Annotated in this window: 27 protein-coding genes, 1 pseudogene and 1 other annotated feature; of the genes and pseudogenes, 20 read left to right on the forward strand and 8 right to left on the reverse strand. The window is 63.1% G+C overall.

Going from position 1 to position 26,263, the window contains the following annotated elements; translation table 11 throughout:
• Positions 1–106: 106 nt before the first annotated feature.
• The 6 genes from IE00_RS13720 to IE00_RS13745 all read left to right on the forward strand — a co-directional run bounded on the left by IE00_RS13720 (position 107) and on the right by IE00_RS13745 (position 7,983).
• On the forward strand, positions 107–1,192 hold the full coding sequence (locus tag IE00_RS13720; protein ID WP_240493902.1) for a TerC family protein: 1,086 nt from the start codon (positions 107–109) through the stop codon (positions 1,190–1,192).
• Positions 1,193–1,403: 211 nt separating this feature from the next.
• On the forward strand, positions 1,404–1,802 hold the full coding sequence (locus tag IE00_RS13725) for a hypothetical protein (protein WP_072297762.1): 399 nt from the start codon (positions 1,404–1,406) through the stop codon (positions 1,800–1,802).
• Entirely contained in the window at positions 1,778–3,850 is a 2,073-nt protein-coding gene (locus tag IE00_RS13730; RefSeq protein WP_139291445.1) for a hypothetical protein, read from the forward strand. The genes IE00_RS13725 and IE00_RS13730 overlap by 25 nt, the downstream gene beginning before the upstream one ends.
• A gap of 10 nt (positions 3,851–3,860) precedes the next feature.
• A complete protein-coding gene (locus tag IE00_RS20170) occupies positions 3,861–6,707 on the forward strand; it encodes a hypothetical protein (protein WP_072297764.1) in 2,847 nt (948 codons plus the stop codon).
• An 11-nt stretch (positions 6,708–6,718) separates the two neighbouring features.
• Positions 6,719–7,408, forward strand: a complete 690-nt coding sequence (locus IE00_RS13740; RefSeq protein ID WP_072297765.1) for a hypothetical protein — start codon at positions 6,719–6,721, stop codon at positions 7,406–7,408.
• A complete protein-coding gene (locus IE00_RS13745) occupies positions 7,408–7,983 on the forward strand; it encodes a hypothetical protein (RefSeq protein ID WP_072297766.1) in 576 nt (191 codons plus the stop codon). The genes IE00_RS13740 and IE00_RS13745 overlap by 1 nt, the downstream gene beginning before the upstream one ends.
• Positions 7,984–8,047: 64 nt before the next feature.
• Here IE00_RS13745 and IE00_RS20175 read toward each other — a convergent pair whose 3' ends face one another.
• Positions 8,048–8,209, reverse strand: coding sequence for a hypothetical protein (locus IE00_RS20175; RefSeq protein WP_170864157.1), 162 nt, complete (start codon positions 8,207–8,209; stop codon positions 8,048–8,050).
• A gap of 460 nt (positions 8,210–8,669) precedes the next feature.
• Here IE00_RS20175 and IE00_RS20180 point away from each other — a divergent pair, with 460 nt between their 5' ends.
• From IE00_RS20180 to IE00_RS13760, 3 genes are all read left to right on the forward strand, one after another.
• Positions 8,670–8,918, forward strand: a complete 249-nt coding sequence (locus IE00_RS20180) for a hypothetical protein (RefSeq protein WP_170864158.1) — start codon at positions 8,670–8,672, stop codon at positions 8,916–8,918.
• A gap of 504 nt (positions 8,919–9,422) precedes the next feature.
• Positions 9,423–10,046: an N-acetylmuramoyl-L-alanine amidase gene (locus IE00_RS13755; RefSeq protein ID WP_072297768.1), complete on the forward strand. Its 624-nt coding sequence runs from the start codon at positions 9,423–9,425 to the stop codon at positions 10,044–10,046.
• Between the two features lie 4 nt (positions 10,047–10,050).
• A complete protein-coding gene (locus tag IE00_RS13760; RefSeq protein ID WP_072297769.1) occupies positions 10,051–10,563 on the forward strand; it encodes a hypothetical protein in 513 nt (170 codons plus the stop codon).
• A gap of 356 nt (positions 10,564–10,919) precedes the next feature.
• Here the strand turns inward: IE00_RS13760 and IE00_RS13765 are convergent, their stop codons facing one another.
• On the reverse strand, positions 10,920–11,150 hold the full coding sequence (locus IE00_RS13765; protein WP_072297799.1) for a twin-arginine translocase TatA/TatE family subunit: 231 nt from the start codon (positions 11,148–11,150) through the stop codon (positions 10,920–10,922).
• Between the two features lie 648 nt (positions 11,151–11,798).
• Here IE00_RS13765 and IE00_RS13770 point away from each other — a divergent pair.
• Both IE00_RS13770 and IE00_RS13780 read left to right on the forward strand, forming a co-directional pair.
• Entirely contained in the window at positions 11,799–12,134 is a 336-nt protein-coding gene (locus tag IE00_RS13770; RefSeq protein ID WP_072297770.1) for a hypothetical protein, read from the forward strand.
• A 15-nt stretch (positions 12,135–12,149) separates the two neighbouring features.
• A protein-coding gene (locus IE00_RS13780) for an IS3 family transposase (RefSeq protein ID WP_139291446.1) occupies positions 12,150–13,378 on the forward strand; the annotation gives its coding sequence in 2 pieces (ribosomal slippage) (positions 12,150–12,438 and positions 12,438–13,378; 1,230 coding nt in all).
• Positions 12,431–12,547 (forward strand) — a sequence feature (AL1L pseudoknot). Its footprint overlaps the gene before it by 117 nt.
• A 64-nt stretch (positions 13,379–13,442) precedes the next feature.
• Here IE00_RS13780 and IE00_RS13785 read toward each other — a convergent pair.
• Positions 13,443–13,871, reverse strand: coding sequence for a hypothetical protein (locus tag IE00_RS13785; protein WP_072297772.1), 429 nt, complete (start codon positions 13,869–13,871; stop codon positions 13,443–13,445).
• A gap of 208 nt (positions 13,872–14,079) precedes the next feature.
• Between IE00_RS13785 and IE00_RS13790 the strand changes: the two genes are divergently transcribed.
• The 3 genes from IE00_RS13790 to IE00_RS19795 all read left to right on the forward strand — a co-directional run bounded on the left by IE00_RS13790 (position 14,080) and on the right by IE00_RS19795 (position 17,067).
• The gene (locus IE00_RS13790) at positions 14,080–14,604 is read left to right on the forward strand and encodes a thermonuclease family protein (RefSeq protein ID WP_205949680.1); all 525 of its coding nucleotides are present in this window, start codon (positions 14,080–14,082) and stop codon (positions 14,602–14,604) included.
• A gap of 635 nt (positions 14,605–15,239) precedes the next feature.
• Positions 15,240–16,337 carry a GSCFA domain-containing protein gene (locus tag IE00_RS13795; RefSeq protein WP_072297773.1) on the forward strand — a complete coding sequence of 366 codons (1,098 nt, stop codon included), beginning with the start codon at positions 15,240–15,242 and terminating at the stop codon, positions 16,335–16,337.
• A complete protein-coding gene (locus tag IE00_RS19795; protein WP_139291447.1) occupies positions 16,321–17,067 on the forward strand; it encodes a hypothetical protein in 747 nt (248 codons plus the stop codon). Before IE00_RS13795 ends, IE00_RS19795 begins: the two co-directional genes overlap by 17 nt.
• 733 nt (positions 17,068–17,800) lie before the next feature.
• On the opposite strand, the gene eutC is transcribed toward IE00_RS19795, so the two are convergent.
• Genes eutC through eat form a run of 3 tightly spaced genes read right to left on the reverse strand, consistent with a single transcriptional unit; the run spans position 17,801 to position 21,403 of the window.
• Positions 17,801–18,583 (reverse strand): ethanolamine ammonia-lyase subunit EutC, encoded by a 783-nt coding sequence (gene eutC / locus IE00_RS13800; RefSeq protein ID WP_072297774.1) that lies wholly within the window; start codon positions 18,581–18,583, stop codon positions 17,801–17,803.
• Positions 18,580–19,965, reverse strand: a complete 1,386-nt coding sequence (locus IE00_RS13805) for an ethanolamine ammonia-lyase subunit EutB (RefSeq protein ID WP_072297775.1) — start codon at positions 19,963–19,965, stop codon at positions 18,580–18,582. Before IE00_RS13805 ends, eutC begins: the two co-directional genes overlap by 4 nt.
• 58 nt (positions 19,966–20,023) lie before the next feature.
• Complete coding sequence (eat, locus tag IE00_RS13810; RefSeq protein ID WP_072297776.1) at positions 20,024–21,403, reverse strand: ethanolamine permease; 1,380 nt, start codon at positions 21,401–21,403, stop codon at positions 20,024–20,026.
• Between the two features lie 277 nt (positions 21,404–21,680).
• Here eat and IE00_RS13815 point away from each other — a divergent pair, with 277 nt between their 5' ends.
• The 4 genes from IE00_RS13815 to IE00_RS13825 all read left to right on the forward strand — a co-directional run bounded on the left by IE00_RS13815 (position 21,681) and on the right by IE00_RS13825 (position 24,326).
• Positions 21,681–22,580 (forward strand): helix-turn-helix domain-containing protein, encoded by a 900-nt coding sequence (locus IE00_RS13815; RefSeq protein ID WP_072297777.1) that lies wholly within the window; start codon positions 21,681–21,683, stop codon positions 22,578–22,580.
• 180 nt (positions 22,581–22,760) lie between these two features.
• A complete protein-coding gene (locus IE00_RS19800) occupies positions 22,761–23,189 on the forward strand; it encodes a hypothetical protein (protein ID WP_139291448.1) in 429 nt (142 codons plus the stop codon).
• 22 nt (positions 23,190–23,211) lie between these two features.
• Complete coding sequence (locus tag IE00_RS13820) at positions 23,212–24,000, forward strand: DUF6212 domain-containing protein (protein ID WP_256374823.1); 789 nt, start codon at positions 23,212–23,214, stop codon at positions 23,998–24,000.
• A gap of 29 nt (positions 24,001–24,029) precedes the next feature.
• A complete protein-coding gene (locus tag IE00_RS13825) occupies positions 24,030–24,326 on the forward strand; it encodes a hypothetical protein (protein WP_072297779.1) in 297 nt (98 codons plus the stop codon).
• 29 nt (positions 24,327–24,355) lie between these two features.
• Here the strand turns inward: IE00_RS13825 and IE00_RS19805 are convergent, their stop codons facing one another.
• Positions 24,356–24,952, reverse strand: a complete 597-nt coding sequence (locus IE00_RS19805) for a hypothetical protein (protein ID WP_139291449.1) — start codon at positions 24,950–24,952, stop codon at positions 24,356–24,358.
• Between the two features lie 144 nt (positions 24,953–25,096).
• Between IE00_RS19805 and IE00_RS13835 the strand changes: the two genes are divergently transcribed.
• Together IE00_RS13835 and IE00_RS13840 are read left to right on the forward strand one after the other, a co-directional pair.
• Positions 25,097–25,393, forward strand: a complete 297-nt coding sequence (locus IE00_RS13835; protein ID WP_139291450.1) for a hypothetical protein — start codon at positions 25,097–25,099, stop codon at positions 25,391–25,393.
• Between the two features lie 62 nt (positions 25,394–25,455).
• Positions 25,456–25,787: pseudogene (locus tag IE00_RS13840) on the forward strand (transposase); the annotation flags it as partial.
• A 187-nt stretch (positions 25,788–25,974) separates the two neighbouring features.
• Here the strand turns inward: IE00_RS13840 and IE00_RS13845 are convergent.
• Positions 25,975–26,263 (reverse strand): integrase core domain-containing protein (locus tag IE00_RS13845; protein ID WP_139291451.1); only part of this gene is annotated, 289 nt, incomplete at its 5' end.

Consider the following 26,263-nt stretch of genomic DNA (forward strand, 5'->3'; position numbering starts at 1 on the left):
ATGACCTCTCAGAGCGGATATTTCTTGCTTTCTCTCTGCCCCGGACTATGTCGTTCTACTGCGGGACCGGGCCCCTCTGGCGTCATGATCAAACTGATCTGGCGCGATGTCGGACCGCATCGAGCGTGCTCGGTGCGACGGCGGCCTCAATCCCCTCGCTCAGCACGATGGCAACATACGCGAGGGCATCGTGGAATTTCTTCTTATCGCTTTCTTGGGCAAGCCGCTTTGGATGTGGCTTCTCTTCATGGGCCTGGTGATCATGCTGCTGGTTTTCGACCTCGGCGTGCTCAACAAAACCGATCATGAGATCGGGATCGCGGAAAGCCTGAAGCTTTCGGCGATGTACATCACCTTGGGCCTGGCTTTTTCAGGCTTCATCTACTGGCAGATGGGTGGTGAAGCGACTGCGCAGTATCTCACCGCATTCATTGTCGAGAAGACTTTGGCGATGGACAATATCTTCGTCATCGCGCTGATCTTCAGTTTCTTCGCAATTCCTCGCCAGTATCAGCACCGCGTGTTGTTCTGGGGCATTCTGGGGGTGATCCTGCTGCGGGGCATCATGATCGGCTTGGGAGCAACCATCGTCGAGCACTATCACTGGGTGCTGTACATCTTTGCTGCCTTCCTGATCTTTACCGGCATCAAGATGCTGTTTGCCGGAGATCAGCCCCACGACATGGCTGACAACAAACTTTTGGCTTTCCTACGCAGACGCATGCGCGTGACCGATGAACTGCACGGGCATGACTTCGTTGTCAGGAAGCCAGACCCAGAAACGGGCAAGGTGGTTCGTTTCGCCACGCCCCTTCTGTTGGCACTGATCGTGATCGAAGTGGCGGATCTGGTCTTTGCCGTCGACTCCGTGCCGGCCGTCTTCACCATCACGACCGATCCCTACATCGTCTACACGTCGAACATCTTTGCAATTCTGGGCCTCAGGGCTTTGTACTTTGCCTTGGCCGCCATCCTGCATCGCTTTGCATATTTGAAGTATGCGCTGTCGATCCTGCTGGTTTTCATCGGATCGAAGATCTTCATCGCCGACCTGATGGGATGGGAGAAGTTCCCGCCCGCATGGTCCTTGGGCATCACCTTCACGATTTTGACCATCGGCGTGGTCATATCGGTGATCAAAACCCGTGGGAAGAAGCCGGAGCCGCTCGATTTTGATGCGGCGCGGCACTGAACAGACGTCAACACGCCGCCTGACATCAGGCGGCGTGCTTCTTAACGGAAGGCTGTAAAGATCAGGATTTGGCAGAACGTCGAGATGCTTGATTTGGCGATTTGCAAAGTGTGTCACCGCTCCTGATCCAAGATCGCTGTTCGTACTCACGTGAAGCTTTCATCAGCCCGGCCCGTTTGGTCCGGGCTTTTGCCGTTCCGAGGCCCCCGCCATGTCCGCAGATCTCTCCGCCTACCTGACCTGCGCGACGACGCTGCCCTGGGTCTGGGGGCGAAGCGACTGCACGATCTGGGTGGCGGACTGGTGCCTGCTGCGCTTCGGCTTCGACCCGGCGGCGGGGTTTCGCGGGCGCTATGACGACCGGGCCGGCGCCGAGCGGCTGATCGCCGCGGGGCTGGCCCGCACCATCGCGCCCTGCATGACGCCGCTGCGGGAAACCCGCGACCCGCGCCCCGGCGATGTCGGCATCATCGAGATCGGCGGGCGCCAGGTGGCCGCCATCCGCACGGGGCCCCGATGGGCGTTCCGCACCCTGCGGGGCTTGGGCGAAGCCCCCGCGCCACCCGTCATCTCCTGGGGAGAACCATGCCGCAAGCCATTCCGGTCGTGATCGCCATCGCCAGGACGGCGGTCGGCAAGATCCTGATCAGCACCGCCATCAATGTCGGCATCGGCGCGCTGCAGGCGCGGCTGAACCGCCCGAAAGGTCCCAAGCCCCGCGACCTGCAGACCCAGATCCGCTCGGGCTCCGCGGACCGGATGCAGCATTTCGGGCGGGTCCGGACCAGCGGCACGCTGGTCTTCTCCGACTACAAGGTCTTCGAGGATCCCATCGAGATCCTCGGGCTGACCATCCCGCGCGGCAAGCGCCGCGCCTATGTGCTGCTGGCCATCGCCACCGGTGGCATCTCGGGGGTGGAGCGCTGGTACCTGGACGGCAAGCCCGTCGCGGTCGATGGTGATGGCTTCGTGACGACGGCCCCCTGGGATGGCGGCAAGGTCCGGCTGCAGCTGCGCCGCGGCCTGCCGCCCGAGGCGGCGGGGGGCGACTGGCCCGAGCTGCACGCGGCCTTCCCGACCCGCTGGACGGCCGAGCGCCACCGGCTGGAGGGGGTGGCCACCATCCTCGGCACGTTCGATGCCGTGAAGCCCGAGGAGATCAACGACACCTATCCGGGCGGCCGCCCGCCCGAGATCAGCGCGGTGATCCGCGGCACGCCCTGCCATGAGCCCGCCACCGGCAATGCCAGCTTCACCACCAACCCGATCCGCCACCTGCTGCATTACCTCTCGGATGCCGGCACCGGGGCGATCCCCATCGCCGAGTTCGACCTGCCATCCTGGTTCGCGGCCATCGCGGATTGCAACGACGCGCTGCCCGGCATGGCCGGACCGCGCCCGCGCTACGAGGGTGGCGGCAGCTACGCGCTGAACGAGCCGGTCAAGGATGTCGCCCTGCGGATCCTGGAAAGCGTCGGCGGCGAGCTGTACCTGGCGCAGGACGGGCGGATCGGGGTGCGGGTCGCCAAGTGGCGCGCCCCCACCGCCATCATCGACGAGAGCAAGATCGTCAGCCTCGATTGCGGCCCGGGTCGGGCGAAGCTCGACCGGATCACCACGCTGGTGCCCGATTACATCGAGCCCTCGCTCGACTACACCGCCACCACCGCCGATCCATGGGAGGATGCCCGCGCCATCGCCCGCTTCGGCGAGCCGCGCCCGCGCGAGCTGTCGCTGCCCTGGGTCCAGCATCACGGGCAGGCGCGGGCCTTGGCCAAGATCGCCGCCGCGCGCGAGAACCCCCGCATCACCGCCAGCATGGCGCTGCGCTTCTGGGGCCTGCGGCTCTTGGGCGAGGAGCGGGTGCTTCTGCACCGCCCCGACCGGGGGCTGGAGGTGGTGGCGGGCCGGATCACCGGCCTGTCGCTGGACCTTGCGGCCTCGGACGGGGTGGTGAAGATCGAGCTGGAGAGCGACGAGGCCGCGACCTATGGCTGGGCGGCCTTCGAGGAAGGCGCGATGCCGGCCGCGCCGGAACGCTCGGTCAATGGCCGCCAGCCGATCCCGGCGCCGGTGATCGAGGAGATCACGCTGAACGCGGCCGGCGACACGCTCTATCTCTCGGGGGTCATCGCGCCCGTCGAGGGGCAGCTGGTCGGCATGCAGTTCCGCCTCTCGCCGGACGGGCCCTGGTCCAATGCCGAAGTCAACCAGGACAACGCCTATTTCCGCACGCCCGATCTCGCCGATGGACGCGCCTATGACCTTCGCGCCCGTCGGTTCCTGTCGGGGCTCTCGGCGCTGAACTGGCAGCAGGGCCGCGATGTCACCCGGTTCAGTCCCTGGACCGAGGTCACCGGCATCGGGGTCATCGCCGATGAGACGCCCCCGGACCCGCCCGAGCTGGTCGCAGCCACCGTGAGCGGCAACCGCCTGGAGATCACCTTCCGGCCCGATCTGGGCGCCAACTACAAGCAGACCGGGATCTGGCGCGGCACCGGCAGCTTTGCCGGGGCCAGCTTCATCCGCTGGTGCTACGATCTCGCCTCGAGCGTCGAGGCCTCCGTCGCGCTTGGCGACACCCCGCAACGATACTGGCTGCGCTCGGGCAACGGCTCGGGCGTCAGCTCCGCCCCCGTCGATATCGGCACCTACTGAGGATCCCCCCATGGCAATGAATTTGACGCGGCCCGTCGGGACCGTGGTGAGCGACAATGCGCCCGTCGGCAAGGGACCGATGCGCGACCTGCTGAACGACCTCGTCTCGGCGATCGAGGGCAAGGCGGAGATCCAGGACAGCGGCAAGCTGTTCTTCGACCGCGCCTCGGCGGTCTCGGCCGGGCAGGAGAAGCTGGTCCCGGCTATCGGGCGGATCTTCACCGTCGAGGGCGACGACCTGGTCCTGCGCGGCCAGGGTCAGACCGGCGACGACCCGCTCTTTGCCACGCAGCCGCGGTGGGGCGTGGTCGACCGCTACCCGGCGCGCTCGCTCCTCGATGCGCTGGCCGCCGATCTGGCCACCCGCCGCATCGCCAGCACCGCCAATGGCAGCTTCGCGGGCACCACCTTTCCGACCGGCACCACCACGGTGATCCATCGCGGCCCGGCGCAGGTGGCGATCTGGCTGCGCCTGGACGGCGGGGCACCGAACCCTGCGGAACCCATCCATCAAGAGGACAAGGCGGGCCAGTGGTGGGAGCGCGCCTGGCAGAGCAGCGACACGCGGGGTGCGGTCGCCTCGGGCGCCCTGATGCCCCTGGCGGGGATCGGCGGCACGGGCGATGCCTGGACGGCCGAGCTGGGTCCGGCCTTCACCGCCATGGGCATCACCGCGCTTGGCGCCGACGGGATGGTCGAATACATCCCGGCGCTGCCCAACATGGCCGACAATCCCACCGGCACCATCGGCGGGGTCGGCTACGCCATCCGCAATGCCGATGGCGGGACCTGGCCGGCGCGGGGCTTCGCCCCGGGGCGCCCCTATACCCTGCGCCGGCGGGGCAACCAGCTGCGGGTGATCGGCGACGTCGCCCAGCCCGATCTCGCCGCCGCGCGGCTGGCCCGCATCACCGGGGATGCGCAGATGGGCTCGGTGATGCTGGAGGGCATCGCCGGCACGGGCGATGCGATCACCGCCGCCATGCCCGGCACGCTCTCGGCCATCGGCATCGCCGCCGCCAATATCCGCGAGGTGATCTTCACCGTGCCCGCCGCCAACACCACCGGCGCGCCAACGCTGAACATCGACGGCCAGGGCCCGGTGCCGATCCGCGACCATCGCGACGGCGCGCTGCCTGCCGGCGCACTGGTGCCGGGGCCGCTCTACCGGGCCGTCAAGGTGGCCGGGCGCTGGCGGATCGTCACCTCGGAGGTCGATCGCGCCTTCGTCGCGGGCGCCCTCGCGGAGCTGCGATCGGCCCCCGAGGATATCGGCGGCGGGCGCGTGATCATCGAGGCGGGCGGCATGAAGGTGCTGGTCGCCGAGGAGGACGGGCTGGACTTCGTGCCCTCGCGCAAGCTGAAGGAGAAGATGGGCGGGACCGGCGGTCCGCCCCCGGCCTTCGACGTGGCGCAGGGCTTCGAGGGCGATGCCCTGGTCCTCGATGCCGCCGACCAGCTGGTCATCGGCATCCGGCCCGACGGGCTGGACATGACGCCGTCGGGGCGCATGGTCGCCCGGCTGATGGAGGCCGGCCGCTTTGCCGGGGTCGCCCCGGGCGCGATGCTGGCGGGGACCGATGCCACGGGCCGGGCGGTCTTTGCCCACGGGGCGCTCGGTCCCCGGGCCGGGCTCTACCGGGTGGGCAATGCCGGCGCCCCCGAGGTGGCCGCGACCCGATCGATCCTGGTGCTGCATTACGGCCAGTCGAATGCCGGGACCGTCGGTCAGCCCCCGGGCGTGGCCGACCGCTGGCCCGCCCATGTCGTGGTCCCCAATGACGGCCGGTGGCAATACGGGCCGAACAACAACAACGAGCAGCCCGTCAATCTGACCGGGCTGACCGGCTTTCGCCCCACCGATCTTTTGGCCAGCGGCAAGGCCTCGATCGCGGTCCCCGCGGCGATGGTGGTCGCCGCCCGCCTGTCCGAGCCGGTCCGGATGATCGTGCGGGCCGAAGGGCGTCCCTCGCGGGCGATGGTCGCCGCGAACGGCATCCTCTACGAGGCGGATGGCACGACGCTCTCGCAGAACTTCCTGAACCTCGTGGCCACGGCGCTGAAGATCCTGGCGGTGGCCGCGGATGACGGCGCACCGGTCGACCGGATCTATGTCCCCTTCACCCACCAGGAGAACGACAAGGACACCCCGGCCGCCACCTATGCCGCGCATCTGAACGCGCTGATCGACGCCTTCGCCGCCCGCATCCGCGCTGTCCATCCCGCCATGGCGATCACCTGGATGCTGGACGAGCTGGCCGGCTGGTCGGATCTCGGCAATGCCTTTCCGGTCCGCAACGCCCTGGGATCGGTCGCCGATGCCCGCCCGGGCGAGGTGGTCCATGTCGGGCCGCGCTATCCCTATGCGCTGCTCGACGGGGTCCACATGCATGGCGAGGGGCAGCTGCGCTTCGGCGCGCTGCTGGGCGAGGCCATCGCCGCGACCGAGCTGGGCCAGGGCTGGCAGGCGCCGCGCCTCTCGGGCGTGTCGCGGTCCGGCCGGGTGATCGTCCTCGACTGGACCTCGGCCCTGCCGCTGGCCTTCGACGACTTCGCCTTTCCCACCCATGAGAGCGTCCGGGGCTTCAGCCTCTGGGGGATAGCCAATGGCGCGGTGATCGAGAGCGTCGCCCAGACAGGTCCGCGCCGGATCACCGTCACCCTGTCGGAGGCGCCTTCGGGCAGCGACATGCGGCTGCGCTATGCCTGGCGGGCGCCGCAATCCACCGATCCCGCGCTTCTGGCCGGGCGCCCCTTCGGCAACGGCGCTCTGCGCGACACCTTCAGCGCGCCCTCGCTCTTCTTCCCCGGCGAGGGGGTCCACCGTTTTGCCATCGGCTTTGACGCCGCCATCTGAGGAATGCCACCATGCCGATCACGCTGAATGCGACATTGCCCGCCGCCGCCACCCTGGGGGCCTTCGTCGATGCCCTGCCGGCGCTGATGGCCGCGCCCGGGGTCTTCGGGATCTTCGACACCACGCCCGCCAGCCTGACCATCTCGGGCGGCGGGGTGGCGGAATGGGCCTCGCGCGGGGGGCTGACCAGCGCGTGGGTCCAGGCCGATGCCGGGGCCCGGCCGACCATCGACAGCGATGGCCGGGTGTCCATGGGGGGAAGTTCCCGCATGGAGCTGCCGGGCCTCGGCACCGTGCCCGCCTTCACCATCGCCACGCGCTTTGCCAGCCGCAGCGACGCGGCCATGCAGACCATCTTCGCGGGCAGCGGCAACGGGGTCTATGCCCGGGCCTTCTGGCAGCCCTCGACGCTGCGCACCCGGTTCGGGGACGCCTCGGCGCTGCGCGACATCGTCTCGCCGCCCGTGCCCCTGGGCGTCGTCTACGTGGTCGATGGCACCACCATCACCCTGCACACGGGCGGGCAATCGGTGACCTGGACCGGCACCGCGGCAAGCTATGCCCTGGTCTCGCTGGTGATCGGCGCGCAGACCACCAGCGCCGCGCCGGACAGCTTCCTGCGCTATGGCAAGTTCGGCGTCTGGCGCGCGGCGCTGGCGGGCCAGCACCTGGCGAACGCCAAGGCCTGGGTGGGTGCGTGATGGCCGAGAAGCCGCCGCTGCCGCGCTTCATTCTGGAGGAGGCGCAGAAATGGATCACCCGGGTCATCTTCGCGGGCGTGGCGATGTCGCTGGTCTACCTGCTCTCGCCCTTGCGCGACCGGCTGACGCTGATCTGGCACGGGCCGGACCGGCTGGCCGAGATCTCGGATAAGCTCGATCAGCTCTCGCAGGACGTGATGCGGGCCACGGGCGAGGACCGGGTCATCCAGGAGGTGGCGGGGCTCAGCTATGTCCGCGAGCCCGTCTACCAGGGCGATCCGATCACCCTGAGCCTGGTGGTGCGCCGCACCCGCACCGGCGCCGCCTGCACGCTGATCAGCCGCACCGCGATCTTCACCGACGAGGCCAACATCGCCAGCGCCGGGCCCGCGCAGAAGCCCGCCCGCCAGGTCGGCAGCAACGAAACACCCCTGCGCCTGCGCATGGACGTCCCGCCCCAGGTCGCCCCGGGGCGGGTCACCGTATACCTGAGCCTCGAGTTCGATTGCGCCGGCCGCGCCGTCTATGACGCCACGAGGCCGGTGGCGTTCATGCTGTTGAGAAAGCCGGGGTGATCAGGCCTAAGATCATTGCCTGCCTGTCGATCCGAAGCACAACCACTAGAGTATCGGTAGGTTATCAGGACGAACCTTTTGCCGCAAAGGCGCCGGCCTGAGAGGGCTGTGCCGGAAAGGCCGCCAGTATCCATTTGGTGATCGGATTGACTGCCTGATCTTTCCCGTCACCGCCTTCTTTGTCCTTGAACAAAAGCTCTAAAATCTTTTCGTCGATGATGGTCATGTTTTCCTGTCCCTCCAAGGCCCCATTCTTGGAGCTCATATTTTGACCCATAGAAAAGGAGGGAAATTTCTCGATGACAATCATTCGATAGAAAATGATTCCACACCTGTCACTTGGATGCATCATCCCTCGGTTGCATTGCCTTTAGAACTCCCATCCATAGTCGAGAGACTGGGCAGCTGTAGACTATGGCTCCTTGCGCAACCTGTTCCATAAGGTGCATCGCCCGCCAAGTCAGCGGCAATGAGACGACTCTGCGCCTGCGCATGGATGTCCCGCCCCAGATCGCTCCGAGGTGGGTCACCGTCTCTCTGAGTGTTGAGTTCGACTGCCTTGGCCGCGCCGTGGCCTTTATGCTGCTCAGGCAGCTGGGGTGATCAGGTCACGGATTGGGGATGCAGTTGGTCATGTGGAACTTCGAACTGCTCTTTGGGAGCTACAGTTCGAAGTTCCGCATGACTTGGTCCTCGCCGACCAAACACGCCGCAACGCATTGCAACAGTCGACCATCACGATCAATCTTGCGGTTGCTGACGAAGCTCACGCAGGAAACCGTGATTTAAAAAGTCACTGTAAAAATCCAGAACTAATTACTTTTTTATGTATACCGATAAATTCGGAAAAGGCCCCCTGTCCAAATGGACAGGCTCTCGAAATCGCCAATTTTTCTGAAAACGCAACTGATAGCAGAGCCATAGACTCTTTTTGACGTCAGTTCGACCAAACCAATTCATCCTTTCGGACGTGTGCCGCTACACTTCGTCGCGTAGATGCTGCTGAACAGCCCGGAGTGAGCGGCGACCCTGACACCCTCACCGCACAGGGTCGCCTCGCTGGCATGCCCATCATGTGGCGCCTGCCAGCGTAAGGCGCACCCCAAGCTGTCTTGCTCCCCTTCTTCAACCCTTGACCCTCCGTCATGCGGGGCACTTTTACGTAAAAGAACAGGCGAACCTCACCGCAAAGCTTGGGCTTCCGGTTTGGCTTTAGGGCCGTCGTGCCGGCGCCCTGTCATCGCCCTCCAGCGATATGCTGAAAGTGCGATGAGAAGGAGACATGAGAGGATCGGGAGCAGGTTCAGCTTAAGTAAGTTGATGAGTTTATTGGGTCAAAACCATGCGCTTTGTCTCAGGTCCAACCTAACAGCCGGTTAACTACCCCACAATTTTTCGCCCCGCCCTCGTGCGGGGCTTTTTCATGTCCGGAGATCCTCATGAGTTACCAGATCCGCGCGCGCCAGGCGCGCTGCGCCGCCTTGGGCTTCTGGCCCGGTCCCATCGATGGCATCGACGGCCCGCGCACCCGAGGCGCCCATGCCGCCGCCTGCGCCGCGCAGGCCGCCAGGGGCCGGCCCTTCGCCCATCCGACCGGCATCACCCGCATTCACTGGCACTGGACGGCTGGCAATCATCAGCCGAACGCCACCGACCTTCGCGCCTATCACTGCCTGATCCCCGGCGAGGGCGCCGCACGCTGGCCGGTTGAACCGACCGCCGGCCGGTCGCACACGCTGCACGCCAATGGCGGTGCCATCGGGATCTCGCTCTGCGCCATGGCCGGCGCGCGGGAGCGCCCCTTCGATCCCGGCCGCGCCCCGATCACGCCCTGGCAGGTCTGCCAGCTGGCCCGCATCACTGCGCGGCTCTGCCGGGATTACGACATCCCCGTCTCGCGCTGGTCGACCTTGTCGCATGCCGAGATCCAGCCCGCCCTCGGCATCGCGCAGCGCCAGAAATGGGACATCACCTGGCTGCCGGGCATGCCGGGCCCCGCCGATCCCACTGCGGTGGGCGATCGCCTGCGCGACCTGGTGTCCCGTGAATTGCAAACCTTCTGACCCCATGGAGATCCTGATGACACGCATCACCCCCACGCTGGCGGCGCTGGCCGCCGCCCTGATGACCGCCCCCGTCGCAGCTTTGGCGACCGAGAGCATCCCGCAGCTGGTCGACCAAGGCATCGCCTGGCTGGCTACGCTCTTCGCCTCGGCCGTAGCCGGGGTCATCGCCGCCGCGGTGACCAGGGTGACCGGCGCGGCGCTGGACGCCAAGGCCCGCGACACCATCCAGACCGCCATGGAGCGCGCCGCGCGGCTCGGGCTGGAATGGCTGCTTGACCAGGCGGCCGACCTGCCGATCGGCCAGCGGCTGAGTGCCGCCGCCCGCGCAATGCTGCCCTATGTCGATGAAGGCGCCGGCGATGCGCTGAAGCGCTTCGGGCTCGATCGGTCGCAGGACGCCCGCCAGCACCTGCAGGACATGGCCCGCGCCGAACTGATCAAGCAGCTAGGTAGCGTGGCGCCTGACAAACTGAGCGAAGCGCTGGCGCAGGCAACGGCCAACGCCGCGCGCTAAGGCAGCCCACAGACCCAGAAGAACCAGACCGGGATGGCGAAGCGGATCGCCCGCCGTGCCGGCCCTTTGATTGCCCCTCCGCGTCGCGGCAGGGGACCGGACCTTGCGGTCCGATCCGTGCAGCCGACGCTTTCACACCGTCGACAACGGGGGGTGGAAATTACCCGCTGCCTTCTTTCGCAGTTAGTTTGTCAGATAAGCCGCGAGCCCAAGAACAGCTGCGAGACCACCGATGAAGAGGATCCAGTGGGTCAGGACCTGACGCACCTGCGAGGGGTGATCTGATGTTGTGCTGGTCAAGATGTCTGCGGTTCGATCATCTTGCACGATCCCTGCGCTAGTTTTGTCCTGCTCTGTCATGTCCGCGTCTCCACCGAATGCTTGTCAGTGCGGGACGGCGCGTCGAGGTTGGGTGCCACAGAACCGTGGGTGGATTCTGGCAGGTCCGCCTCGCGCAAACCTTTCTTGAAGGCGGTCAATCCAGAGCCGACCTCGCCCATGACGGAGCTTATCTTGCCCTTGCCAAAGAGGACGAGCGCGACGACGACGATGAGGAGCAGCCCCGGGAGGCCGATATTGTTCAGCATGATGATTTCCATGATTGCCTAAAGAAGGCGCGCCGGTTGGGCACGCCATACATGGACCTCGTCCGCATCAGGACAGGTGTCGTCTTAGGAAGGGCGAGATCCGATGACGTCAGGCAATCGTGGGAGGAGCGCGGGCGGACCAGTGCCGATCCGGCGCCGACACCGGGATATCGCTGCCCGTCGGGCCGAAGCCTACGCGCTTGGCGTCGCAGGGCGGTTCAGGCCATGAAGCCTGAGGGATAAGACAACCACCACCTGCACCTTCCGGCGCCAGGCGCAGATCGGGTAGCCGAACGAGGCGCCACTCTGTCGTGGAAAGAACCGCCTGATCGGTATGGCTCGAAAGGACGCTGCGGGTGTCGTGCTGGACACTCGATGCCCCCGCCGAACCTGAGATCAGCATGACCGAGACAAGCACCATCAGTACGCGAAGCTGCGCAAAAATGATGCTTGAGATGGCTGAAGCGCGACTCATTCGGGAAAGATACAGCGAGACGCACTGCTTTGAATAGCGTCATGCTGAGCTGCGCTCGAGGATGTAAGATAGCGCGGCATCAGATCAACCCGAACAGCGCCGAGGAAGCGGGGCAAATCTGACAATCACCCAACGCTTGACTGGGCATGGCGTGTTCTTCATATGTTCTCTCCATGACCAGACGCAATGTTCCCCAATCCAAAATCAATGATGCTGCCTTTCCGGTGCGGCTGTTCATCGTTTCTCCGGGGAGTGGCGTGGGCAGAGATATCGATGCCATCTATCGTTGGCTGAACCAGGAAGTGGGGCGAGACCAGTATGCCATCCACAGCGCCGGACGCGCACCAGGGCAGAACGGCATCATCTATCGCATCGCGATCTACCTGAAACATCCGAAGTTCGGCGCTGCTCTTTTGTCCGCCTTTCCCAGCTTGGAACTGGCGGATGGAACGCTTTCGTCCACCTATACTGTGAACCGCGCCGGGTTTTCCGGAGGCTCCAACTCCTGAGTAGGATGGAGCATCATGAGCAAGACCACGAACAAGTTTTCCCCCGAAGTGCGCAAGCGCGCTGTGCGGCTGGTCCTCGACAATGAGGGGCAGCATGGATCGCGGTGGCAGGCGGTCATGTCGATTTCGGCGAAGATCGGCTGCGCGCCGCAGACCCTGAACGATTGGGTCAAGAAGGCCGAGGTTGATAGCGGCAAGCGGGCGGGTATTCCGACCGAGATGGCCGACCGCGTGAAGGCACTGGAACGCGAGAATCGCGAGCTGCGCCAGGCGAACGAGATCCTTCGCAAGGCGTCAGCGTATTTTGCGATGGCGGAGCTCGACCGCCGGTCGAAGTGATGGTGGGCTTTATTGATGCGCATCGGAATGCGCACGGGGTCGAGCCGATCTGCAGCGTTCTGCCGATTGCCCCCTCCACCTATTACGATCACCTGGCCAGGCGGGCTGATCCCGCCCGGCGGTCGGACCGTGCGCGGAGGGATGAGGCGCTACGCCCCGAGATAAGGCGTGTGTTCGAGCAGAACTGGCGGGTCTACGGCGTCCGGAAGGTCTGGCGGCAGCTTCGCCGTGAGGGTTTCGATGTGGCCCGCTGCACGGTCGCGCGGCTGATGAAGAGTATGGGTATTCAGGGCATTATCCGCGGCAAGCCGCACAGAACGACGATCCCGGACAAGAAGGCGCCATGCCCCTTGGACAAGGTGAACAGGCAATTCCGCATGCCCGCGCCAAACATGCTGTGGGTGTCAGATTTCACCTATGTCGCCACCTGGAAGGGGTTCGTCTATGTCGCCTTTGTCATCGACGCCTATGCCCGCAAGATCGTCGGCTGGCGCGTCAGCACCTCAGCGCATGCGGGCTTCGTGCTCGATGCCCTGGAGCAGGCGGTGCATGATCGCCGTCCCGGAAAGGGCACGGGGCTGGTCCACCACAGCGACAGGGGTTCGCAATACCTGTCCATCCGCTACAGCGAGCGGCTGGCCGAGGCCGGCATCGAACCCTCGGTGGGCAGCGTCGGAGACAGCTACGACAACGCGCTGGCCGAGACGATCAACGGGCTGTTCAAGGCCGAGGTCATCCACCGCCGCGGACCATGGCGCAGCTTTGAGGCCGTGGAATACGCGACCCTCGAATGGGTGGACTGGTTCAACAACCGCCGCTTGCTCGAGCCCATCGGGAACATCCCGCCCGCAGAAGCCGAGGCCAACTTCTACGAGGCTCTGGAAAGTGAGACCTTGGCCGCGTAACTAACGAAAATCAGCCTCCGGAAAACCCGGCGCGGTTCATCAGAGGCTTGCGCAGACAGCCGCTTTAGACCCACTGATTTTCATAGATGGTCCGGCGAAGTGTGCGTTGCGCCAACTTGGCCCACTCCTCTAGTTGCTCTTCATAGGCCTTTAGATTCATTAGAATTTCTTCATCGTCTTCTGGCGTGGCCACATGGACCCACGTATTGCGATATTTTCGCAACTTATGGATGTCGTCTCGAAGTTCTTGTTGGATAGGCGCGAGATCAATCAGATCAACAAGGCGAATACGATTCCCTGTAGCATACTCGGCGCGAAGATACGTTTCGATTGCGGCGGTAGCGGTTACTACGGTTGCGAGGTTTGCACCACCGACGAAGGCGTAATCGCAATCGCGGACGATGAAGGCACACCATTCCGACATGGTAGCGCTATCCTTCAGAAGTTCGTTATCAAGTGCGTTGATGAATGCCCATCTGGCGTCTTCATTCAATTTCTTTCCCTCAAGAGTAGGCCCGTCGTGGCCAAACTATAGCATTGGTCAGTGTGTTCTGACACCGGCCATCCGCAGAGCTTTGCACGAAGGTCCGCTCAGGGCCGGTAACGCCTTGCGGGTGCTTACGTTTAGCGGCACACCGCCGGCCATGAGTTCAAGACATAAGACACGTCGCCGGAGTGGCTTGCTAAAGCTCCTGAAAGCTTTGGCCATTATAGCCGCGATCCTGGTGATCGGGGATAGAAGTCCCCAGATCCGCGACGCCTTGGAGGATCAGCTTCGGGAAATCCTTCAGACTCAGCAAGCTCGCGACCGGGTAGGGGGTGTGGCCCATGTCATCGACGGCGATACGTTGGACATCAATGGCACGCGGATCCGGATGTTCGGTATCGATGCCCCCGAGGGGCGGCAAACCTGTCGACGAGATCGGTCGGACTGGGCTTGCGGGGAGGCATCGACCGATGCGCTGGTGAAAGTGGTCGATCGGCGGGAGGTTCGCTGCGAGCAACGCGACACCGACCGCTATGGCCGGGTGGTTGCAGAGTGCTGGAATGGAAACCGGAACCTGAATGCCTGGATGGTAGCGGAGGGCTGGGCCGTGGCCTACCGGCAGTATGGCGGGGCCATCTACGACGCCGAGGAGCAGGCCGCGAAAGACGCAAGGCGGGGTGTCTGGAGCAGCAGGTTCGACATGCCGTGGGACTGGCGCAAGCGTGCCAGCGGAAGCTAACTAAGATAGAGACCTGATGCCGACACGATTTGCACTGGATGCCAAGGACAACACCATCAAAGCTATCCGCTACGTCCGAATGCCCCAACGTCGATGTCATTGAAGGATTGGATCGAGACCGCTCGTTAATGCGAAGAGTGAATGCTCACGAGCCCAGACAATCGATCCATATGGAAGGGTCATCCTTCACTTGCAGTTCCACTAGAACGCGAAGATGCTTCACTGAAAAGGATGAAGGTTTTGCTCATGTCCGACGCCCGGTGCGATGTTTGTAACGCGCTTCTGTCTGATCGCGAACTGGACCTGAGCCGGTTCGTCGGTGACGCTCAAAACGATCATTGGATTTGTCCAGCGTGCGTTGGGAAGCGAGATGCAGACGAATTTATGCGCGAGCTAAAACACGGAGCAAAGTCCTCCCGAAAAGACTGATGGCCCCAATGAAGGTCGATCCTTGCGGTTCACGGGGGATCGAAATTCTGTTCAAAGCCTTAGATCATGCAGGTGCCGGACAACTTCAAGAGCATCAACTCTGGGGGGAGATCTCCGACTGTACTCACGCTTGCGTTGTGCACTGCCTTGATGTCAGACTTAATAAGAGGGTGATCGATCAACGGCAATAGGTGCAGGATAATCCAATGAAAGCGACCAATCCTTACAGAAAGCTTCCGCGTCGAGCATTTTGGAGCACTTCTGTTGCCAAATCAGCGAAAATGAAAGGCATGGTGGACGACCTTTGGCAGCCAAGCTTTCAGCTGACCAAGGATCATCCGGTCGCGACGGTCGGCTCCTGCTTTGCACAGCATATCAGTAGTGCATTGGTGCAAGCTGGCTTCAAATGGGTGCAGGCGGAAAGACCGACCTTTGGACTGAGCGAACAGGCTGCCCGCGACTTTGGCTACAGCATCTTCTCGGTTCGGACGGGGAACATCTACACAACAAAAATGCTCCGCCAGTGGCTGTCTTGGGTCCGAGACCCCGAAACTCAGGATACAGAGTTTTGGGAGAGCCAAGATGCAGTGTTCGATCCGGTACGACCGCAAATCGAACCAGGCGGCTTCGAAGATGCAGAAGACATGGCCGCCGCTCGAAAATCCACAATTGCTGCTTTTCATCGCGCGATTGAAGAGGCATCAGTCTTTATTTTCACTTTGGGGCTCACTGAGTACTGGGAGAATATTGAAACAGGATTGGTTTATGCTTCGTGTCCCGGCACAGTCGCAGGAGAGTTCGATCCAGCTTTGCATCGCTTTCGGAATTCTAAATACCCTGAAGTGTTGGAAGATTTGGAGGAAATCCGAAAGAGCCTTCGTGCGATCAATCCCGAGATTAAACTTCTACTGACCGTTTCTCCGGTTCCATTGGTGGCGACGGCAGAGGAGGGCAAACATGTTCTCACCGCAACGACACATTCCAAATCTACGCTCAGAAGCGCCGCCGGCGATTTCAGCAGCAACTATCAGGATGTAGATTATTTTCCATCATTCGAAATTGTGACTCATCCTGGGCTGGATAGGCAAATGTTCGAAGATGATCGCCGAAGTGTTCGTCCAGATGGCGTAGATTTCGTAATGGAACATTTTCTGGCTGGTTTGGGGTTAGTTCATAGATCGCCAACGTCCAGAGGATCGGACGGAGTTGACGCGATCGCGACCAGCGTCGAAGAAACACAGAAAGCAGATGAGATCGTCTGTGAAGAAATCGAACTGGAGCGCTTCAATGACAACAGAGATTGATGCCATTTTTGTTGGCGATTCCCACGGGATGATCATGCAATCAGCAGCAGCAGCTCATGGAATTAAATTCAAATATCCTGTAACGGCCGCTAGCGCCACCTTTGGTGGCGCAACAATGAGGAAAAGTGAAAATGGGGGGGTCGTATTTGAGATTGCCGCATCAAGACTAGATCCGGATCGAGTAAAGCCAGAGACAATATCACATCGTTTGCAAAAGGCAAATTCGATAAGGCAGAAGCTTAGTGCAGCCTTTGAGACGGGTCTTCCGATATACTCAAACATTGGAATGACGGCACGCAACTTTGTCTTGGGTATCGTAACCGCAGCTAAAGCCAACGGCGAAGATCCTTCGTTGCTTTCCAAAAAAATTATGAGACTTGCAGCGGAAGAGTATTTTCAACAGTTTGTATCTCAATATGAGACGATGAAGGCAAGTTCTCCAAGAGTTACAGCAGTGTTCGGTCCCACACGTTTTGAACATATCAGTAGGGCCATTTGGATTTCATATGACGATACGGCTGCTAGAATGTTGCGCGAACGGAACATTGATATTTTAGATCTGCGAGGCGATTTTGGAAATGAAGACCTTCTATTGCGAGAAGAATTCTATGGGCAGCCGGATGATGGTGTTCATGGTAACGATCATTGGGGGCTAATGACGGTTCGAAAAATTGCAGAGCACTGCCAGCTCGCTTCTTCTGATTCACCTCAAAAGAGTATGGCTTATTAATTGTGCTCCCATAAAGACCACATAACAGTCAAAAGTGTTCTCTGGACTTGGGCTCAGATTTCCTCTTTCGCTTGCTGTGTGGGAACAGCCCGCTCGGTGGAAGTCGAGCTGCTGCTGTGAGCAACCTTAAGCGGATCGGCAAGTTTACGTAAATGGCAGGTTTCCGGCCTGCGGCCTAGACAGACGATGACTGAGTACATGGCGTCCTAGCCGGCGGACGCACATCGACGCTGCAAGTGATCTTCCGGGCGCAGCACCAATCCATGCAGTTCACCATCACCATTGAAATAAGGCGTACTGCCTGATTTGCTTTCAAAACTAGGTCACGCATCGTCCTTTAGGCGCTCTGATTAGGGTGCAGTTGGTTTACACGAAGCACTACAACCCATTGAAATCGCTAGGGGGCAGGGCAGGGCGGTTTTCACTCTAGTGCATTGAAAGCATACGGATAGAACAGACCCCTACGGGCTGCCACTTTATCCCTGCTTGAAGAAACAGGACGACCATAGCGGGCAGCCGATCGGCTTGCGCGGTTTTTCGTGTTCAGAGCAATGGATCTAGTCCGGCGGCAGGCGTCTCCGGGCGGGATTTTTCGTCATCCACGGGCGCGCATCGAGAAAACTGTCATATCTTCATGTCAGACTCGCGATGTCGCGACCGGTTCGTGTTGTAAGCGGTGTCGTTGTATCCCGGTCGCGACTTGCGGTGCGGCTGCGCCGTTGCCCCGGTCCCGTCATTCGATCAGGAAATTGCGGCGGGGCGCGGTGGTGGCCAGCGGTTCGGCTTCGTCCTTCAACTGGATGCCGGTCAGGCCCAGCTGGCGGGCGCGGGTGATCAGGAAGATCAGCTTCTGCGCCGCTTCGGGATAGGACAGCCCCGCCGCCCTGACATTCGAGACGCAGTTGCGCGCCTCGTCGGTGCGGCCCGGTTTCGGGTCGTGGGTCAGGTACAACCCCATGCTGTCGGGCGAACTGAGCCCCGGCCGTTCCCCGATCAGCACCAGCACCATCCGCGCCCCAAGCGCCGCGCCGATTTCATCCCCGATGGCGACCCGCGCCTGCGTGGCGATGACCAGCGGACCAAGCGACAGTTCCATCCGACGCAGCATCGGCACGACCAGCGACAGGAAGGGCGCGGCATTCGACTGGATCGCCAGCGCCGACAGGCCGTCGGCCACGACGATGGCCAGATCGCACCCCCCGTCGGCGCCCGCGATCGCCGCGCGCGAGGTCGGGTCCAGCTGCCGCCCCAGATCGGGGCGTTGCAGATACATGGCGCGGTCCGTCGCGGCGCTGGCCACAACCTGCACAGGCAGGTCCAGATCCGCCAGTTCGCCCTGCAGCGCGGGCAGGTCCAGCCCCAGATGCACCGCCTTGCGGGCGCGCGCATGGGCCAGTTGAAATTCCAGATGCGGCGCGGTGGGCAGGCTGCTGCCGGCGCGGCCAAGCGCGATCCGGGCGGGCGTCAGCCCGCGCAGTGCCGTCCAGGGCGTCGGTGTCACGTCCGACCGGGTCATGCGGCACCCGTGATCGCTTGGCGGAACATGGGCGGCAGTTGGTCGGCCATGCGGCCCCGCGCGTCGAAGATGCCATGCTGCTGCAGCCACGCCTCGAATTCGGGGGCGGGGCGCAGGTCCAGCACCTTGCGGGCGTAAAGCGCGTCGTGAAACGAGGTCGTCTGATAATTCAACATCACGTCGTCGGACCCCGGAATGCCCATGATGAAGGTGATCCCCGCGACCCCCAGCAGCGTCAGCAGATTGTCCATGTCGTCCTGATCTGCCTCGGCGTGGTTGGTATAGCAGATGTCGCAGCCCATCGGCAGGCCCAGCAGCTTGCCGCAGAAATGGTCCTCCAGCCCCGCGCGGATGATCTGGCGCCCGTCATAGAGGTATTCCGGCCCGATGAAGCCCACGACGCTGTTGACCAGCAAGGGCTTGCAGGTGCGGGCCACGGCATAGGCGCGGGCCTCCAGCGTCTGCTGATCGACGCCGTGATGGGCATTGGCCGACAGGGCCGATCCCTGGCCGGTCTCCAGATACATCACGTTGTCGCCCAGGGTGCCGCGCCCTTGGGACAGCGCGGCTGATCGACCCTCGGCCAGCAGGGCCAGGTCGATGCCGAAACTGCTGTTGGCGGCCTGCGTGCCTGCGACCGACTGGAAGACGATGTCGACGGGGACGTCGCGGCGGATCATCTCGATCGCGTTCGTCACATGGGTCAGGACGCAGGATTGCGTGGGGATGTCGTACCTTGCGATCACCTCGTCCAGCATGTGCAGCAGGCGGGTGGCGGCGGGCAGGGAATCGGAGGCCGGGTTGATGCCGATGACCGCATCGCCATTGCCGAACATCAGCCCGTCCAGGATCGACGCCGCGATCCCCGCCGGATCATCCGTCGGATGGTTGGGTTGCAACCGCGTCGACAGCCGCCCCGGCAGCCCAAGCGTGTTGCGGAAGCGCGTCGTCACGCGGACCTTGCGTGCAATCAGGATCAGGTCCTGGTTGCGGCAGATCTTGCTGGTGGCGGCGACCATTTCCGGTGTCAGGCCGGGGGCCAATGCCGCCAGCGCCGCGCCGTCGGTGGCATCCGACAACAGCCAGTCGCGAAACCCGCCGACGGTCAGGTGGGCCACGGGCGCAAAGGCGCGCGCATCATGGGTATCGATGATCAGGCGGGTGACCTCGTCCTGCTCATAGGGGATGACGGCGTCGTGCAGAAACGCCGCCAGGGGCAGGTCGGCCAGCGCCAACTGGGCTGCGGCGCGTTCCTCGGCGTCGATGGCGGCGATGCCCGCCAGATGATCGCCCGACCGCTCGGGCGTGGCCTTGGCCATCAGCTGGGCCAATGTGTCAAAGCGCCAGGTCTGGCCGCCGATGGAATGTGCATAGGTTGGCATCCTGTCCCCCTTTGGTCCTGCGGATGGTTCGGGGCGATGACCGCCCCGACCCGTCAAGTCAGCTGACCTGCGGCATGGCGGCGGCGTCGCGCTGGCCGCGCGTCATGCGGAAATACAGGTATCCCAGCAGCATGATCGCCACGAAGATGACCGCAACCGTGAAGTTGTAATAGGTCATGGCGATCAGGCAGATGATGGCCGCGCCCATCGCGAAGGCCGGAAAGACCGGATAGAAGGGCGTGACATAGCTGCGTGGCATGTCGGGCCGGGTGCGGCGCAGCCGGAACAGGCTGGCCATGCTGAGGATATACATCACGATCGCCCCGAAGACCGCCATGGTGACGATGTTCGCCGTCAGGGGCTGACCGCCGATGGTGACGAAGCTGTCGCTGAAGATGGCGATGATGCCCACGACGCCGCCCGCCAGGATCGCCCGGTGGGGCGTCTTGAAGCGCGGATGGATGGCGGCCAGCGCGGGTGGCAGGTATCCGGCCCGCGCAAGGGCGAAGATCTGGCGCGAATAGCCCAGGATGATGCCGTGGAACGACGCCACCAGCCCGAACAGCCCCAGCCAGACCAGCATGTGCAGCCAGCCGCTGCTGTCGCCCACGATATAGCGCATGGCCTGCGGCAGCGGGTCGTTGATGTTGGCCAGCTGCGTCCAGTCGCCCGCGCCGCCCGCAAAGACCATCACGCCCATGACCAGTGCGACCAGCGTCAGGATACCCGCGATATAGGCGCGCGGGATGGACCGTCTGGGGTCCTTGGCCTCTTCTGCGGCCATGGCGACGCCTTCGATGGCAAGAAAGAACCAGATGGCGAAGGGGATGGCCGCGAACATGCCGGGGATCGCGCCCCAGGTGAAGGCGTCCTGACCGGACCAGCCGCCCGCCGTCAGGTTCGCCATCCGGAATCCCGGCGCCACGACGCCCATGAAGACCAGCAGTTCAAAGATGGCGATCAGGGTGACGACCAGCTCGAACGTGGCCGCAAAGGCGACGCCGACGATGTTCAGCGCCATGAAGACGACATAGGCGCCCACGGCGGCGACCTTGGGGTCAAGCCCTGGAAACTGGATGTTCAGATAGGCGCCGATCGCCAGCGCGATGGCGGGGGGCGCAAAGACGAATTCGATCAGCGTCGCCATGCCGGCAAAATAGGCGCCGGTCTCGCCCAGGCCCGCGCGGGCATAGGCGAAGGGCCCACCCGCATGGGGGATGGCGCTGGTCAGTTCGGTGAAGCTGAAGATGAAGGTGGTGTACATCATCGCCACGAACAGCGCGGTGATGATGAAGCCAAGCGTGCCGGCCGACCCCCAGCCATAGCTCCACCCGAAATATTCCCCCGAGATCACCAGCCCGACGGCGATCCCCCAAAGCTGCACGGTCGAAAGCGTCTTGGCCAGCTGCGGCTGGCCTGACCCCTGTATCTGCGTCATTGCCGTTTTCCCTTCCTGTCAGGAACTGCGCCTTTGGCGTCATGTTCTGCGATGTCGTCCCCAAGGGCTGACGCGAATCGCCCCCCCGCCGCTATCCGATTTCGGCAACAGCGACGTTCGGATGGGTTTGCAGCCGCAATCGGGGCGGGCAGGATCGGGCGGTCTGCCCGTTTTGCGGGCAGCTGGTCGGTGGCTGTTGCGACCGGGCCCGCCCCGTCCTTGCGGTGCGCGGGGGGCAGGGCGCAGCTGTCCGCAACGGTTATGGCAGGATCACGCGATGCATCTGGACCATCCCTCTGCGCGTCTGCGCCATGCGACCACGGTCGAGGAACAATCCACTCTGCTGGCCGGCTGGAACCAGCGCTATGCCCAGCTGTCGCGCGGCGGCTTTTCGGGCATGCTGTCCGAGGCGCATCTGCCTGGCGCCTATCTGTTCCGCGAAGTGACCAGCCGCAGTCTGCTGCAATCGGGCATGGTGGGCCATGACGTCCTGGCGGTGGGCATTCCCGTGGCTATCAGGGGTCCGGCGCGGTTCTGCGGATCGCCCTGCGGCGGCCACCAGCTGCACGTCTTTTCGGGCCGCGAGGGGTTTCAGTTCCACACGCCCTCGGATCTGGACATCATGGGCATCGTGATCCCGCGGACTCAGCTGCCGGCCCATCTGGACGCCGCCGAAGGCAACCTTCTGGCCGACCGCCTGAAGCGCGCCCATTTGCTGGAACTGCCGCCGCCGCTGTTTCACCGTCTGGGCCGGGTGATGCGCGACCTGATGTCGGGTCTGGCCGAGCTGGACGACATCACGCCCCTTTTGGCCGAGGCGCTGTTCCATGCCGCCCCGTCGACGCAGGCGCCGCGGGGGACCGAACTGATCGACGACCTGCGCCGCATCGCCGCCGATCCCACCCGCGACCAGCCCCCCACCATCTACGAAGCCTGTGAATTGCTGGGCGTCAGCCGCCGCACCCTGCAATACACTCTGCGCAGGCAGATCGGCATGAGCCCCGCCGACTATATCCGTGCCTTGCGCCTGAACACCGCCCGCACCAGCATCCTGGAGGGCGCGACGGTCACGCAGGCGGCCACCAAGGCTGGTTTTTGGCATTTCGGTCGCTTTTCGCAGGATTACCGCGCGCTTTTCGGGGAATTGCCCTCGGCCACCTTGCAGAACGCGCGCTAGCCCGTTTCCCGGGCGCCATGCGGAATAAGCATCGCGGGCGGGACCGGCCTTGTTGCTGCGAGGATCATCGGCATATCGGTGCGCGCCATTCGGCATGGTTGGTTGCCACAGGCTGCAAAGTTCATGCCCATCGTGCAAAAGTGATGTACACGAAATCTGCAGAGATGGCTAAGTTTGCGCGTGTCGGCAGATATCGGTCGCATCATGGGTAAAGGCATTGCCTCCCTTGCACAAGTATCGCGTCTGCGCGCCGAGCATTGCACAATTGATGGTACAACTATCACCGACCAACTCGTGCCATCCGAAAGCCCCGTGTCCAGGTCACTCAGGCTGGCAGGGGATGCCGCCGCAGCCGCAAGTCTTGTGGTTTCGTCGTCCGAGTTGGCCGAGGTGCGGGCACCGAACCTGCCGGTCGCGTTGATCTCAAGCAGGTTCTTGGCCGAAGAGGTCGTGTTTCAGGTCGAACAGGGAGGGATGCTCAGCTTTGAAACCGTGGTCATCCGGGCCATCGGTCGCCTGGCGCCCCGGCCCCCGAATTGCCGGCGCCCGTATCAGCGGATGGCGCCACGCTGCGGGTTTCGATCCTTGAGCGGCTGGTTACCGGGATGACCGCCGAACGCGGCCCCTTGCCGTGTGTTCGGCACGTTTCATGCGCGAACTGGGTATCCTTTGTCGTCAGCACGAAGAAACCCAGGCGGGTTTCCGCGACCTCGAGGCCTTCCTTTATCGCAACGTGTCGCAGAAGCGGCTTTTGGATGTCACGCTGTCGCCCGTGGCCGCTCAGCCTCCGATCGTGCTGAACGGCGGCATGCAGCTGGTCCAGCGGCTGCCCGCGACCAGCATCGGTCTCAGCGACGTCCCGATTTGTGTCGCCAATGAAACGGCATCTGTCGACGGGGTTCTGCATGTCAGCCTGTCAAGCCCGGACAGCGGCCAGACGCTGGCCATCTGGGAAGTTCCGGCCAGAAAGCTGTCGCAGGGGTGGTTGCGGTCGGATGCGGTGACGGTGCTGCTGCGCGTCGCCTATCAGGGGACCGGTTCGGTCCGCATCGCCAGCTCGTTCCAGCATCCCGGAGAACGGTTCCAGCCGCTGCTGGATGACCGGCGCGGCCCGAACGTGCCGGCCCTGCAGATCTGGCGCTGGATCGCGGGTGCCAGCGCCCCCTTGGCGGCGGGCGGCATCCTCTCCGGGGACGCCCTACCCGGAGCGCGGCACATCTATGCCGATATCCGGACCTTCCACGGCAGTGCTAACCACATCGAATACCGCATCGCCCTGGCGCCGCCTTCGGATCGGCCCCGTCAGCCGGGCGATCTGCCGAGTTTCGAACCCCATCTGGTGTCCGAATGGGGGCGCATGGCACCCTTGGAGGATGGTCAGGTGGATCTTGTGCTGCCCAATTCGCTGGACATGCCCTGAAGACCTGGCCCTCGGTCGAGGCCCTCTACATGCTGGATGCCGACAACCGGCCGCGCCCCGATGCGCTTGGCAATGCCCTGCAGGCCCTGCGCGACGATCCTGCCGCGGATTGGATCTATCCCAATATCGACATGTTCGGCCTGCAATGGGCGGGCGATTACGGCGGGGGCTATTCGCTGCTGATGCACACCGCCATGAACGGCTGCGAGGCGGGCAGCCTGATCCGCCGCAAGGTCTTCGAGGCGGGGGTCTTCTTCGACACCACGTTCAAATCCGGCTTCGAGGACTGGGATTTCTTCCTGACCGCGGCCGAAGCGGGCTTTTGAGGCAAGAACATCGAGAATTTCGGGTTTCTCTATCGCAAGCGCGCCGAGACAATGCAGGCCGATTCCGAACGTGATGCCGAAGCCATCCGCAGCGAGATGCGCAAGAAGCACAAGGCGATCTTCAGCCCGCGCGGGCTGGCCGCGCTGGAACAGGCTAGGCGCCCCGCTATGCGATCTGCCTTGCCGACCGCGACGAGGTTCTGCTGATCACCGATCCCGATCTGGGTGATCGGCGACGCATCCCGCTGGCCAAGTTTGAGGCGATGTGGTGGCGCACCCAGACGAACAACTCGCAGCATCACTGTCCACCCGTCCTGATGGTCACGCATTCCGCCGTTCTGGCCCAGCTGCAGGCGGCCAAGCTGCTGCATGGACTGCTCTGGACGATGGAACGCAGGCTGGCGCACAAGCCCTTCGTCGCGCTGGAGCAGCAACCCCAGGAAGTCGAGCGTCTGTCCGGGATCGAGGAGGACGTTCACGGTCTTCGCGAACTGAATGCGGCAATGCTGATGATCAGGCCCAAGATCATGACCGAGATCATGCGCGACAGTTCGATCACCTGGGGGGGGCGGGGTGGCCGCGCGCCCCTGCGCGACGCCGACGCTGTCCATCGGATACAGGCTCAACCATCAGTTCCTCCCCGAAGGGCAGATACCCTGTCAGGCAGCGGCGCATGATTTCGTTGCGCTGTGTGCGCAGTTCCGCGCATCGCCCAAGCGCGGTGCGCTTGATCTGAACTGGGACTGGCAAGCACCTGGTATTAACTGTCGTTGGCTGAAGCCACCCAACTGCCGAACGCCACGAAAAGGATGCTTGCCGTTCCCTCCAAGCGTTCCAAGGAAATAGCGGTCAGGGGGGACGATACCCAGAGCATTCTGAAAAAAGTGGAAACCAAGTACATCACGGTGATGGAATGCCAATCCTGCTTCTGGTCGATAAAGCCACGGATGGATGCAGATCATTTGAACCAATACGACGAAAATGCTATTCCAGTTCTCAACTATGCCGCCCAGGGTGCCGGGTATAAAATCATAGACTTGGCCATAAGAAGCGACGCCTATATCTAGGTTTCGGATCCATTGATTTCAGTGGGTTGGCATGAATCAGGCTTTGCAAGGCGACCTGATGAATGAGCAACTTATTATGGCTGGGCGAGGCACAGATGTCGCGCCTTCGCCCTTTCTTCCCCAAGAGCCGTGGTCGAGAAAGTGTCGATGTTCTACGTCTCCTGAGCGGCTTTATTCTCATCGATCGCAGTGGCCTGAGATGGTGCGATGCACCGTTGGATACGGACCGGCCAAGACTCTTTAGAATCGCTGGAAACGTTGGAGCGACATCGGGGTCTTCGCCCGGATCATGGTGGGCTTGGCCGCCGAAGGAATGAACCCCAAGACGATCATGTTCGACGCGACTTATCTGAAAGCGCCTTGCACGGCTTGCACCCGGCGGTCCGAGATTGGGGAGCAGCGCACCATCGCATCGAGTTATTGTTCGGTTGTCTGAGAGTCTGAAGGCGGTTGGCCACGCGTTACTACAGGTGCCCGGGGACATACCTCTCCGCTATCGCCTTGGCTGCAACCGTGCTGCTATGGCTCTGAAATTCAGTGTATCAAGTGGCCTGCCCCTATCGGGTGGTCCGGTTTCAATCTTAGTGCATTACGTGTCTTGTCGCTACAGCTGGGGTGGCCGGCGAAGCGGCTCCGGATGGCGAAGCCGGCCACTGGATGGCCTCGGGAGCTGGCGGGCGATACCCCAGTGATGAGTGCGGGCGCTTGGTGTTGTAGTGGCGGCGCCAGCTCTCGATGATAATCTTCGCCTCAGGGAGGCTGTAGAATATCTCCCCGTTCAGCAGTTCGTCGCGGAGCTTGGAGTTGAAGCTCTCACAGTAACCGTTCTCCCAGGGGGACCCCGGCTCGATGTAGGCGGTCTGTGCGCCG

The sequence above is a fragment of the Paracoccus sp. SM22M-07 genome (assembly GCF_001887735.1).
In the GTDB taxonomy this organism is placed as follows: Bacteria; Pseudomonadota; Alphaproteobacteria; order Rhodobacterales; family Rhodobacteraceae; genus Paracoccus.